General features: G+C 64.5%; 10 protein-coding genes and 1 pseudogene. 3 read left to right on the plus strand and 8 right to left on the minus strand.

Annotated features, from left to right (window positions below; all coding sequences use genetic code 11):
- Positions 1-170: 170 nt before the first annotated feature.
- The 8 genes and pseudogenes from NKI20_RS15385 to NKI20_RS15420 form a co-directional block, all read right to left on the minus strand.
- Positions 171-1669: pseudogene (locus tag NKI20_RS15385) on the minus strand (aldehyde dehydrogenase family protein).
- An 18-nt stretch (positions 1670-1687) separates the two neighbouring features.
- Entirely contained in the window at positions 1688-2332 is a 645-nt protein-coding gene (locus NKI20_RS15390) for a ThuA domain-containing protein (protein WP_352606401.1), read from the minus strand.
- A 41-nt stretch (positions 2333-2373) separates the two neighbouring features.
- Positions 2374-3396, minus strand: coding sequence for an LLM class flavin-dependent oxidoreductase (locus NKI20_RS15395; protein ID WP_352606489.1), 1023 nt, complete (start codon positions 3394-3396; stop codon positions 2374-2376).
- Positions 3397-3467: 71 nt separating this feature from the next.
- A complete protein-coding gene (locus NKI20_RS15400; protein WP_352606403.1) occupies positions 3468-4355 on the minus strand; it encodes an ABC transporter permease in 888 nt (295 codons plus the stop codon).
- Positions 4352-5311: an ABC transporter permease gene (locus NKI20_RS15405; RefSeq protein WP_352831705.1), complete on the minus strand. Its 960-nt coding sequence runs from the start codon at positions 5309-5311 to the stop codon at positions 4352-4354. The genes NKI20_RS15400 and NKI20_RS15405 overlap by 4 nt, the downstream gene beginning before the upstream one ends.
- Positions 5312-5318: 7 nt before the next feature.
- Positions 5319-6956: an ABC transporter substrate-binding protein gene (locus tag NKI20_RS15410; RefSeq protein WP_352606407.1), complete on the minus strand. Its 1638-nt coding sequence runs from the start codon at positions 6954-6956 to the stop codon at positions 5319-5321.
- 33 nt (positions 6957-6989) lie between these two features.
- Positions 6990-7766 carry a DUF427 domain-containing protein gene (locus NKI20_RS15415; RefSeq protein ID WP_023759566.1) on the minus strand — a complete coding sequence of 259 codons (777 nt, stop codon included), beginning with the start codon at positions 7764-7766 and terminating at the stop codon, positions 6990-6992.
- Positions 7767-7780: 14 nt separating this feature from the next.
- Complete coding sequence (locus NKI20_RS15420) at positions 7781-9139, minus strand: LLM class flavin-dependent oxidoreductase (RefSeq protein WP_352831708.1); 1359 nt, start codon at positions 9137-9139, stop codon at positions 7781-7783.
- A gap of 128 nt (positions 9140-9267) precedes the next feature.
- Here NKI20_RS15420 and NKI20_RS15425 point away from each other — a divergent pair, with 128 nt between their 5' ends.
- The 3 genes from NKI20_RS15425 (at position 9268) to NKI20_RS15435 (ending at position 13237) form a co-directional block, all read left to right on the plus strand.
- Complete coding sequence (locus NKI20_RS15425; protein WP_352831710.1) at positions 9268-11139, plus strand: dipeptide ABC transporter ATP-binding protein; 1872 nt, start codon at positions 9268-9270, stop codon at positions 11137-11139.
- Between the two features lie 223 nt (positions 11140-11362).
- Entirely contained in the window at positions 11363-11668 is a 306-nt protein-coding gene (locus NKI20_RS15430) for a hypothetical protein (protein WP_352831712.1), read from the plus strand.
- A 126-nt stretch (positions 11669-11794) separates the two neighbouring features.
- The gene (locus NKI20_RS15435; protein ID WP_502898115.1) at positions 11795-13237 is read left to right on the plus strand and encodes a multicopper oxidase family protein; all 1443 of its coding nucleotides are present in this window, start codon (positions 11795-11797) and stop codon (positions 13235-13237) included.
- The last annotated feature ends 3 nt before the right edge of the window (positions 13238-13240 follow it).

The raw sequence follows: 13240 nt of genomic DNA on the forward strand, positions 1-13240 counted from the left end.
GACATCTCCCCCACGAGGGGGGAGATTGGCCGTCACCGCGACCTTCGTCAATCTTCAACGTAGCAGGAGGAGAGCCAGCGCCGAAACTGCCAATCTCCCTCCTTGTGGGGGAGATGTCCGGCAGGACAGAGGGGGGCGCCGTAGAGCGCCATCTGCAAAATGCCGGCCTCTCAATCCGTCCTTATCCACACGCCTTTCGTATTGAGATATTCGTCGAGGTGCTCCGCCCCGCCCTCGCGGCCGTAGCCGCTCATCTTGTAGCCGCCGAACGGCACGGCCGGGTCGATGGCGTGGTAGGTGTTGACCCAGACCGAGCCGGCGCGCAGGCGGTTGGCCAGCTGGTGCGCCTTGCCGAGGTCGCGGGTGAACACGCCGGCGCCCAGCCCATAGGGCGTGTCATTGCCGCGCCGCACCACCTCGTCCAGCGTGTCGAACGGCAACGCAGAGATGACCGGGCCGAAGATTTCCTCGCGGGCGATGCGCATGTCGTCGGTGACACCGGAAAAGACGCTGGGCGTGATGAAGTTGCCCGCTCCAAGCGCACCTTCGGTGATGCGGTTGCCGCCGGTGACCAGCCGCGCGCCTTGCCTTGTGCCATCCTCGATGAATCCAGCGACGCGTTCGAGTTGCTTGGGCGAAATCAGCGGTCCGATCTCGGTCTCGGGGTCGGCGCCATCGCCGATCCGGAGCTTCGCCGCATAGGCCGAGACCCGCTCGACGAACTCGTCATGGATCGGCCGTTCGACGAACAGCCGCGAGCCGGCGATGCAGATCTGGCCGGAATTGGCGAACACCGACATCGCCGCGATCGGCACCGCGCGATCGAGATCGGCGTCGGCGCAGACGATGACCGGCGACTTGCCGCCAAGCTCCAGCGAGACGCGCTTCATGTTGCCGGCCGAGGCGCGCAGGATGTTCTGGCCGGTCACTGTCGAGCCGGTGAAGACGATCTTGTCGACGTCCATATGGGCGGCGAGCGGCGCGCCCACCTCGGCACCAGTGCCGGTGACGACATTGACGACGCCGGGCGGCACGCCGGCCTCCATCATCAGCGCGCCGATCAGCAGCGGCGTCAGCGGCGCTTCCTCGGAAGGCTTCAGCACGATGGTGCAGCCGGTCGCCAGCGCCGGGCCGATCTTCCAGATCGACGCGGCGGTCGGCGCATTCCACGGAATGATCGCGCCAACGACGCCGACCGGCTCCTTGCGCGTGTACGAAATGATCTCGCCCGGCAGCGAATTGCCGATCGTGTGGCCATGGATCGCTGTCGCCATGCCGGCGTAGAAGCGCAGCATGCCAAGCACGCGGTTCTTGTTGGCGAGCGTGCGCACGATGGGCATGCCCATATCCATGGTGTCTGAACGCGCGATCTCCTCCCAATGGCGCTCCATCAGGTCGGCGATCTTCAGCAGCAGCACCTGGCGCTCATAGGGTTTGAACCGGCTCCACGGCCCGTCGAAGGCGCGCCGGGCCGCCGCCACCGCGAGGTCGATATCGCTGGAATCGGAGAGCGGCACAGTGCCGATCACGGCGCCGGTGGCGGGTTGCGCGTCTCGAACGTCCGGCCGCTGAGCGCATCGCACCAGGCGCCATCGATCAGCATCTTGCGGTGCCGGCCATCGATGGGCGTGTGCAGAGGCAAATCTGTCACCGAGACCGTCATGCTCATGTCCTCATTTCCGCTGATCTAGCGGGCGGCCCAGATAAGACCCCGCTCGACAATCAAGGCCATTTCTGGGACCGCGAACTCGTCGGCATTGTGCCCCAGCGCGCTGTAAAAAACCTTTCCCGCGCCATAGCGTCGCTTCCAGACGACCGGCATGACAACGCCGCCTATCCCCGGGAAATGCGCGTCGGTGAAGGTGGTCGTGGCCAGCACCTCGTTGCTCGGGTCGACGTGCATGTAATACTGCTCCGACCGGTAGGCGAAATCGGCGATGCCGGATGTGATCGGGTCGTCCGGCCTGGTGACGGCAACCCTATAGTCGATAATATCGCCGGGATGCGCGACCCACTGGCCACCGGTCATGAACTGATAGTCGGGTTCGTTGCGAAAACTGTCGCCCATCGTGCCGTGAAAGCCGCCGAGCCCGCTGCCTCCGCGAACGGCAAGCGTCAGGTTCTGAAGTTCGGCTTTCTCGATCGTCGACATCGTGATCACCGGAACGATGAGATCGAAAGAGGCAAGCTCTGGATCGGCGAACATCGCGGTCCCCTGGCCGAGCGTGATGTCGAATCCGTTGCGCTCAAGCAGCGAGCTGATGATTTTGGCGCTGCGCTCCGGTGTGTGACCTTCCCAGCCGCCCCAGGCGATCAAAGCCTTCTTCGCCATGGTGTACCTCCCTGAAATGATCCGTCTTGACCGATCCGGTGTCAGCGCCAGCCCAGCGCCGGGGCAACATGGGTCAGGATCGCCTCGATGACATGCGCATTGTAGTCGACGCCGAGCTGGTTCGGAACGGTGAGCAGCAGCGTATCGGCCTCGGCGATCGCCTCGTCCTCAGCCAATTCCTTGATCAGCACGTCCGGCTCGGCGGCGTAGCTGCGGCCGAAGATCGCCCTGGTGTTCTCCTCGATGAAGCCGATCTGGTCGCGGCTCTCATTGCCGCGTCCGAAATAGGCGCGGTCGCGATCGTCGACCAGCGCGAAGATGCTGCGGCTGACAGAGACGCGCGGTTCACGACTGTGGCCGGCAGCCTTCCAGGCCTCGCGGTAGATGCGGATCTGCTCGGCCTGCTGGACGTGGAACGGCTTGCCGCCCTCGTCGAATTTGAGCGTCGAGCTTTGCAGGTTCATGCCAAGCTTCGCCGCCCATTCCGACGTGGCGTTGGTCGCTGCACCCCACCAGATCCGCTCGCGCAAGCCCTCCGAATGCGGCTCAAGCCGCAGCAGGCCAGGCGGGTTGGGGAACATCGGCCGTGGATTGGGCCGTGCGAACCCCTCGCCGCGCAGAGTGTCAAGGAAGACCTCGGCGTGATGCCGCGCCATGTCGGCGTCGCTTTTGCCTTCCGGCGGCGCGTAGCCGAAATAGCGCCAGCCGTCGATCACCTGTTCGGGCGAGCCGCGGCTGATGCCGAGTTGCAGGCGGCCGCCGGCGATGATATCGGCCGCGCCCCCATCCTCCGCCATGTAGAGCGGATTCTCGTAGCGCATGTCGATGACGGCCGTGCCGATCTCGATGCGGCTGGTCTTGGCGCCGACAGCCGCCAGCAGCGGGAACGGCGAAGCGAGCTGGCGGGCGAAATGATGCACGCGGAAATACGCTCCGTCCGCGCCAAGCTGTTCGGCCGCGACGGCAAGGTCGATGGATTGCAAAAGCGCATCCGATGCCGAGCGCACCTGCGATTGCGACGAGGGCGTCCAGTGCCCAAACGACAGGAAACCGATTTTCTTCATAGCCATGCGATATAAGGATGCGCGCCGGGCTTCAATGCAAAAGAAGTTTTCCAGCGCGCCCGGTCTAACGCTCATGCATCGCTATTTTCGAAGGCACCGATGCCTTGTGCGATGAGGTTTGTCGCCATCACCAGCGAGACGATTGCCGCGGAATTGAACACGACCACCCACCATTTGCCGCCGGTCAGGAAGCCGTAGCCGTCGGCGACGGCCAGCCCCCAATCGGCCGATGGCGGCTGGATGCCGAGGCCGAGAAAACTCAGCGTCGCGATCGAAAAGAACGCGTAGCCTAGCCGGGTGACGAGTTCGATGAGGATAGTCTCCCTGATGTTGGGCAATATCTCCAGGAACATGATGGCAAGCGCGCCTTCGCCGCCGAGCCGGGCGGCGCTGACATACTCGCGCTCCTTCTGCTCGCGCACGGCGGCGCGGACGGTGCGCGCCACCAGCGGCGCATAGGCGATGCCGATTACCAGGATGACGGTCAGGTTCGACGGCCCGATCGCCACCAGCGTCATGGTGACGAGAACGATGAACGGAAATGCCATCAGCGTATCGAGCAGCCGCGCACCGATGGCATCGGTGAGGCCATCGAAATAGCCGAGCACCAGGCCGATGATGCTGCCGGCCGCAACGCCGGCCAGCGTCGCCAACGGCGCAACCAGCAGGATGTCGCGCGATCCAACCACGATGCGGGACAGCAGGTCGCGGCCGAGCTGATCGGTCCCGAACCAATGCAAGGCATCGGGCGGCGTTAGCGTCGCCAGAAAATCCTCGGCATACGGATCGTAGGGAACGAAGAGATTGCCGAACAGCGCGCAGGCGACCCAGAACAGCAGCAGCAGCGTTCCGATCACGACCGATGGGGGCAGTCCGGAGAAAGCACTGCCGATCCTGCGCACCGCTGGCAAACCAACCACAGCGCGCCGCGGCGCCGGAGATTCCGTCAGATCCGTCATGGCGAGGTCCGACGGCGCTGCCGCGGATCGAGCAAGGCCAGCACGAGGTCGCCCACTGCCGCCGACAGCACGAAGATTGCCGCCATCACCAGCACGCCGGCCTCGAGCATCGGAAAATCGCGTGCCTTGGCCGCGTTCAAAACCAGATTGCCAAGCCCCTGGATGCCGAACAGCGCCTCAATCACCACCAGCCCGCCAAGCATGTATCCGGTCTGCGTCGCCAGCACCGCGATGGTCGGCGTCAGCGCATTGCGCAGCACGTGCCGAAGGATGATCTCACGCCGATTCAGACCCTTCAGGACGGCTGTGCGTGTGTAGTCGGCGGCCATCGCCTCGATCACGCCTGCCCGCGTCATCCGGGCGATGTAGCCGGCAAGATTGAGCACCAGCGGCAACGCCGGCAGGATCAGATAATAACCATGCGTCCAGAAGCCCGCGCCAGCCGGCGCAACGCCTGAGATCGGGAACCAGTTCAGCCACAGGCCGAAGACGATGAGCAGCATCAGGCCGGAAACGAAATCAGGAACGATGCCAAAGGAGACGCCCGCCATCACAATCAGCCGGTCGATGAAGCGGCCAGCGTTGAGTCCGGCAACGATCCCGGCGCCCACGCCGAGCGGAACGAGAAGAATCAGAATAATGCCGGCAAGGGCAGCGGAGCGCTTGAGGTTTTCCAGCACGAAGGGCGCCACCGGCCCGCGCATCGACAGCGACGTGCCGAAGTCACCTGTGACCGCCTTGCTGAACCAGAGCCAGTACTGGACGAGAACCGGCTGGTCGGCGCCGAGCCGCTTGTTCAGCTCCGCCACCGCCTGCGCGTCGGCAAACGGCCCGAGCATTACGCGGCCGACATCGCCGGGCAAAACCTGCCCGGCGAAGAACACCAGGATACTGACCAGCCACAGCGTGAGGACGAGCGTGCCCACACGCGCCGACAGAATGCGGCCGGTCAGCATGTCGCGATCATGCCTGGACGAAGGAAACGCGGTCGAGCAGCAGATGCGAAATCGCGGTGAAGCGCACGCCCTCGACCTTTGAGCTGACGATCCGGCTGTATTGCGAGAAGTAGCTGATGATCGCCGGCGTCTCGTCAAGCAAGAGGGTCTGGATCTTGCCGGCAACGAGGCGCTGTGCCTGCAGATCACGTGCCTTCGAGTAGTCGAGCAGCAGCGCATCATAGGCCGGGTTGTTGAAATGCGCCGCGTTCCAGGCTCCCGAGCTCTTCAGCGTCGCGTTGAGGAAGATATCGGGCGTGCCGCGATGGCCATAGTCGGTGATGCCGAGCACCGAATCCAGCCAGGGCGAGCTGCCGAAAGTCGCCGAGCCGTAATAGGCGTCCTGCGGCAGGACATTGAGCTTGACGTCGATGCCGGCCTTCTTGGCGAAGTTCTGGATGATCACCGCATAGTCGGGAATGTCATAGGCGCGCTCGGTGGTCAACGTCACCTCGAAGCCGTTGGGCACGCCCGCCTCGCCAAGCAGCCGCCTGGCTTCCGCAATGTCTTGCTTGCGCTGCGGCACCGACGGATCGGCCGAGGGGAAGATCGGCGCGAACGGGCTGTCGTTGCCGACGATTGCACGGCCCTTGAGCAGGCCCTTGACCACCGCCTCGCGATCGATGGTGAGGGCCAGCGCACGGCGGATGCGCTTGTCGGTGAACGGAGCCTGGTCGGTTCTGAGATGCACCTGGTCGTGTGAGCTCGCCTGCACGCTCAGCAGCTTGAAATTCGGATTGCCCTCGATCGCGAGTTCCAGGCGCGTCGTGCTCGGGATAACGTCGAGTTGGCCGGCCTGCAGCGCCAGCACCTGCGCCTGCTCGTCGTCGAAGAACTTGATCTCGACCCGGTCGGGCAGCGCCTTGTCGCCCCAGTAATCCTCATTGCGCACGAAGCTGGCGCCTTGCTTGGGACGGAAGGATTCGAGCTTGAACGGGCCAGTGCCGTTGAAAGTCTTCTCGAAATCACCGGCATAGTCGGCCGGCAGGATGACGGCATTGTAGACGTCGGAGGAAACATAGAAGGGAAAGTTGCTGTTCGGACCGTCGAGATCGAAAGCGACTGTCTGCTCGTCGACCAGCTTGGCGCCGCCCTTGGACAGGATGCCCTTGTAGGCCGACAAGGCAGACGAGCCGCTGGCCGGATCGACCAGCCGCTCGAAGCTCACCACCACGTCTTTGGCGGTGACCGCGCGGCCGTCGTGGAATTTCACCCCCTGCCGCAATTTGAAGGTCCAGCGGCTGGCCGTCTCGTCGGCTTCCCAGGACAGGGCAAGCTTCGGCTGCAGCCCGTCCTTTGGGTCGTCGAGGATCAGATATTCGCCGACCTGGCTGATCACCCCGATGCTGGCCGGATCGGTCACCGAAACCGGATCGATCGCCTTGGTCGGCTGGCCGAGCCCGACACGCACTGTGCCGCCTGCTGCTGCGGCAGCGCGCGCGCCCCCCAGCCCCTGCGAGGCGGCAAAGCCGGTCAGGCCAAGCAGTGCGGCATATTTCAGGAGATCGCGGCGCTTGAGAAAGCCGCCCTGATATTCGTCGACGGCGACATTCCAGATGTCTCCCGACAGATTGCGAAGTGCGTCGATATCCCTGTGTTTGGTCATGTTAAAACCCTGCTCTGAAATGAAGATTGAAACCTATGCGACGGGTTCGCCGTCGAGATGGATGCGGTCCACGGCCTGCGGATAGAAGGCGATGAGGCCCTTGATCTTGGGCATCTCCGCGATCGGATCGCGATAGCTCCAGGCGATGTCCGGGCGCACCGTTCCATCGCTCAGCAGACCGGACCAGTAGGAGGCGATGCCCTTGTAGGGACATCGCGTCGTCGTAACGGACGCCGTCAGCCGCTCCAGCCGGATGTCTTCCGCGGGCAGATAGAAGCGGGTCGGCAGATGCGTCTCGAACAGCAGCACCGGACGATGGCTGTCGGCGATCGGTTCGCCGTCGAACCAGACCTGCACATGGCTCGTGCTTTGCAGCACATCGATGCGCGCATAAGGGTCTCGCGCGTGGACGAAGACTTCTTCGTCCTCCTCGAACCATTGGTCGACGGCCTTCCAGGTGAAGGCGATGCGGCCGGCGAGCGGCGCCAGGTTCTCATCCGGCGGCGAGATGAAGGCCCACGCCGCGTTGGCACTGCGCCTGTCGCCGCTGTCGATATCCCAATAGGCCGTCTCGCCACCCACTGGATGCGGTTCGCGATGCAGCGAAGGCTTCAGCACCGACGGGTCGACCGCTGACGGCGGGAAGAAATAGATCGGCAGGAAATGGTTGGAGCGCAGCACCAGCACGTTGCGGCTGTCGGCGATGGTGCGGCCGCCGAATTTGACCCGCACGCGCTTGGGGCTGTGCAGAACGTTGACGAGCTGCGGAGCGGTCGCTTCACGAGGCTGCAATCTTGGGGCGACAGTCATGATCGTTCTCCCGGTCAGGACACGGCGCGCGCATTGTCGCGCTGCTCGGCGAAGCGGTTGGCGGGCCGCGCCAGGCCGAAGCGGTCGCGCAGCGTTCCCTGCGCGTATTCGCTCGGAAACACGCCGCGCCGTTGCAGCTCGGGCACCACCTGTTCGGCGAAGTTCACCCAGTCCTCCGGCAGCAGCGGGAACATCAGGTTGAAGCCGTCGGCGGCACCGGAAACGAACCAGTCTTCGAGTTGGTCGGCGATCTGTCTTGGCGTGCCCGCGACGGTCGGTACAGAACCGCTGTTGGCGAGCTTGCGGGCAATCTCTCGCAGGCTGAGATTCTGCTTCGCCCACTGCTTGACCCGGTTGAGCGACGTGCGCCCGCCATTGAAGGTGCTTTCGTCCGGCAGCGGCGGCAGCGGCCCGTCCGGCGGATAGACGGAGAGATCGATGCCGCTCCAGCTCGACAGCAGGTCGATGCCGACCTGGTCGGGCAGCAGGGTCTGGAGGTATTCCTGTCTTTCCCGGCCTTCCGCCTCGGAAGGGGCGACGATCGGCAGGATGCCGGGCAAGATTTTGAAGCTCTCCGGCCGCCTGCCGTGGCGGGCGAGACGCTCGTTGATGTCCTGGCGATATTTGATGCCATCCTCCTTGGTGCTGTAGATGGCGAAGTGCGCATCGGCCTGCGCGGTGGCGAAGTTCTTGCCGTCCTCGGACGATCCGGCCTGGACGATCAGCGGATGGCCCTGCGGCGGCCGTGAGACGTTGAGCGGCCCGCGCACCTTGAAATGCTTGCCCTTGTGGTCGATGGGATGGACCTTGTCGGGGTCGGCGAAATAGCCCGACGCCTTGTCGATCAGCAGCGCCTCGTCTTCCCAGCTGTCCCACAGCGCCTTGACGATATCGAGGAATTCGGCCGCGCGCTCATAGCGAAACGCATGCTCGATGTTGCCATCGCGGCCGAAATTGCGCGCCTCCTCATCCATCGCCGAGGTGACGACGTTCCACGATGCCCTGCCCTTGCTTATATGGTCGAGCGAGGCGAACATGCGCGCCACATTGTAGGGCTCGCTGTAGGTACTCGACGCCGTCGTGATCAGGCCGATATGGCTGGTCGCCCCGGCCAGCGCCGACAGCAGCGTCAGCGGTTCGAGGCGGGCATTGGCGTAGTGGGCGACACCGCTCTTGACCGAATCCCAGATCGACACGTGGTCGGCGACGAAGATGGTGTCGATCCTGGCCCGCTCGGCCGCCTGCACGAGATCGCGGTAGAACTCGAAGTCCAGCACCTCGCGGCCCGGCGCCCGCGGATGGCGCCACGACATCCGATGATCGCCCTGCGGGTTGAAGAAAAATGCGCTGAGGATCATGTGGGCTCGAGCCATGCCGGTCTCCTTCCAGATCTGCTCCGAGGGACGTCGCGCTGCTTCGGCAGACGGCGACAATCTCTCTTGAGCCCTGAAAGTTAGATTGCGCTCCGGCTTAATTCGAGTAACTTTATAGAGATAATGCATTGAGAAAGTGGAAGCGATTGCCCTCGATCGCGACGCTGGAAGAAAGTGGTTTCAAGCCCCCAATGTTCTCCTCGGTTCTGAACGTCGACCAGCTTTCCATCGCCTATGACGGGCGCAATGGGTCGCATCCCGCCGTCAGCGGCGTCTCGCTGCGCATAGCCGAAGGCGAAGCACTCGGCCTTGTCGGCGAATCCGGATCGGGGAAAAGCTCGGTCGCGCTCGCTATCCTGCGCTATCTGCCGAGGAATGCCCGCGTCGCGGCGTCAGCGCTGGAATTCCAGGGCCGGGAAATCCGCGACCTCCCCGCCGAGCAGTTGCGCCAGCTTAGGGGGGATCATATCGCCGCCGTCTACCAGCATCCGGGCGCGGCCCTTAACCCAAGCATGACGATCGGCCGCCAGATCACCGAAACGATCATGCGGCATCGCCCGGTGCGCCATGACGAGGCGCGCGAGCGGGCTTGCGAACTGCTCGGGCGCGTTCGGGTGAGCCATCCGGAGCGGGTGCTGGGGCTCTATCCACACGAACTCTCCGGCGGCATGCAGCAGCGTGCCAACATCGCCATCGCGATTGCGCTCGACCCGTCGCTGCTGGTGCTGGACGAGCCGACGACGGCGCTCGACGCCAGCGTCCAATCCGAGATCATCGCCATCCTCTCCGACCTGCGCAAGGACCACAAAACCAGCATCCTGCTGATCAGCCACGACATCAACATGATCCGCCGCTCCTGCGACCGGGTGGCGGTGATGCAGTCGGGAAAGGTGGTCGAAAGCGGCGCCGCCGGCGATGTCTTCGACAACCCGTCTCACGCCTATACGAAGGCGCTCATCGCTTCGATCCCGGCGCTCAATTACACCAAGCGGAACGGAAGACTGGCGGAGACGGACGGCCTGCCATCACACCCGGCGGTCCAGAATGAAGCCGCCGGCCCGCCAAAGGAACGCCGAATCGCGATCGCCTGCAAGGGCATCAGCCATGCCTTCGGCAGCCAGCCAGTGCTGCACGGCATCGATCTCGACATCGGCCAGGGCGAGACCTTCGGGCTGATCGGCGAGTCCGGTTCCGGCAAGTCGACCCTGGCACGGATCGTCACCGGCCTGCAGACGCCCAATGCCGGATCGGTCGAGCTGTTCGGCAGGATGGTGGCGCCGCGCGTCGAGAAGAGGAACCTCGCCGAACGGCGCGACGTGCAGATGGTCTTCCAGTCGCCGGACCGCACGCTCAACCCGCGCCAGCGGATCGGCCGGATTCTCGGCCGCCCGCTACGCCGGCTCGCCGGCCTGCGTCGCAGCGAGGTGAGAGCCCGTGTCAGCGACCTGCTGGCCTCGGTCCGCCTCGCCGGCGCCACAGCCGAGCAGAAGTCGCGATCACTATCCGGCGGCCAGCGGCAACGGGCGGCCATCGCGCGGGCCTTCGCCGGCGTGCCGAAGGTCGTCGTGCTCGATGAGCCCACTTCGGCGCTCGACGTCTCCGTACAGGCGACCGTCCTCAACCTGCTCAACGACCTGCAGCGCGACAAGGACACGACCTATCTGTTCATCAGCCACGACCTCAGGGTGGTGCGTTACATGGCCGACAGGATCGGCGTGCTCTATCGCGGCCGCCTCGTCGAGACCGGCTCATCCGACCAGATTTTTCGCGGCCCCAACCACCCCTATACGGCCCTGCTTCTGGCAGCGTCTTCCGATGAGACCGAGCCGAAAATGTCGGTTCAAATCGAGGTGGAGGCAGCCGGCATCCCGAACACCGGATGCTCCTTCGCCGACCGCTGCCCTCTGGTCCTACCCGAGTGCAGAAAGGCGGAGCCACCCGCCAGAGAGGTCGCGGCCGGCCATGTCATCGCCTGCTGGCGACACGGCCAGGCTTTGTAAGCGGATTACCGACAGTCCGAAGGCCCCGCAACGGCACGGTTCTTCCTCAGGCACGATGCGATGCCGGGATTGTCGCAGCACTGGAATCCAGCTTGCAAATGCCATCTTTTGAGGCCAGCCTAGATGCATGATGGCACGCCGGTCGCCAAAACATATCCTTGTCATGCTCCTCGCGGTATTCCTGACCGCCGGGTTCAGCCTGTCTGCCGCTCAGGCGAGCGTCATGTCGGCGAAGATGATGATGACTGGCGGCGGCATGACCATGCCTGTCGGCACCGGCATGGCCAAGATGGCCGACACCGGCATGAATGGCGATTGCAACGCCTGCCTCAAGGGCGCGGCCGACACCGGCAAACCGATGCATTGTCCACCGACCTGCATCGCACCGGTGCTCGCCGTACTCCCTCAAAGCCTCGCCATCGCCGTGGTTCCACCGGTGCAACAACCATCGGCGCCACCGATGCCGTTCCTTCACGGGCGAAGTTCCTTGCCCGACCCATTCCCTCCCAAATCCATCGATCTCGCCTGACGCCGGTTCAGCCATCCCGCGGCTGATTTCCGGCGTTTGATTGCCGCTGGCGCTTTGCGCCGGCAGGCACACAGCAATTCGACGCCGAGAGGCTCGCCGTCGATCGAGATCGCAAAGGGAGTGAGAGTGAGTACCGATTTCCGTCATATGATGTCGCGCCGCAGGTTCGTCCTTGCGGCGACGGGCGTTGCTGCGGCCACCCTGGTGCACCCCGCAACGCCAAGAGCATCCGCCGTCGATGAGCGCCGCATCAGGATCGCGCCAGGCCACGCCAGCTTCACCAGCCCTGGCGATCCGCTTACTCCTGTCTGGGCGTATGACGGGACGGTCCCCGGCCCGATGCTGCGCCTGCGCCAGGGCCGACCCGTTCACATCACGGTCGAGAACGGGCTGGACGAGGAAACCACGGTCCATTGGCATGGCATCCGCCTGCAAAACGCCATGGACGGAGTACCCGGCCTAACGCAGCAGCCGATCAAGCCGGGGACAGTTTTCGTCTATGAATTCACGCCGCCCGACGCCGGCACCTTTTGGTACCATCCGCATGCAAACAGCCTTGTGCAGCTCGGTCGCGGGCTCGCCGGCGCCCTCATTGTCGAGGAGACCGAGCCCGTTGCCGTCGACCGCGACCTCTTGTGGTTGCTGCAGGACTGGCGGCTTGCCGACGACGGGCAGATGGCGCCCGGTTTCGGCAGCGCGATGGACGCGGCGATGTCCGGCCGCGTCGGCAACGTCGTCACCATCAACGGCACGGCGCCGGCCGACCAGAGCGTAAGGGCTGGCGAACGTGTCAGGCTGCGGCTGGCCAATGCGTCGCTCGCCCGCATCATGGCGCTGCGCATCGAGGGCCACCGCCCGGTCGTCGTGGCGATCGACGGCCAGCCCTGTGATCCGCATGAACCGGAGGACGGCCGCCTTGTTCTGGCACCCGCCATGCGCATCGATGTCGTGATCGATATGCAGGGCGACCCAGGCAAGCGTTACGCAGTGATCGACGATTTCTATGACGGTCTCGCCTATACGCTGACCACGCTTGCCTATGACAGCGCATCGCCACTTCGGACCCATCCTCTCGGTACGCCGCTTGGCCTGCCGCGCAACCCGTTGCAGCAACCCGATCTCGCAAGCGCCGAGCGCCAGGAGATCGTCCTGCAAGGCGGCATGATGGGTGGCGGCAAGCTCGCCGGCGTCGGCGGCATGATGGGCATGGCGACACCCGGCATGAAGGGAGGCGCCGCCTGGGCGATCAACGGCATGTCGATGACCGGCGACGGCCACGCCGGCATGGCACCGCAGTTCACCCTGCCCCGCGGCGCAACCTGTCATCTCACAATGCGCAACGAAACTGCCTGGTGGCACCCGATGCACATCCACGGCTTCAGCATGCTGGTGCTTGCGCGCAACGGTTCGGCGGTGCCGCACCGGCAATGGCAGGACACGGTGCTACTGGCTCCCAGGGACACGATCGAATGCGCCTTCGTCGCCGACAATCCCGGCGACTGGATGCTGCACTGCCATGTCGCCGACCACCAGATGGCCGGCCTCATGACGGTGTTTCGAGTGACCTGATTT

Source organism: Mesorhizobium sp. M0830 (assembly GCF_040319965.1).
GTDB lineage: Bacteria > Pseudomonadota > Alphaproteobacteria > Rhizobiales > Rhizobiaceae > Mesorhizobium.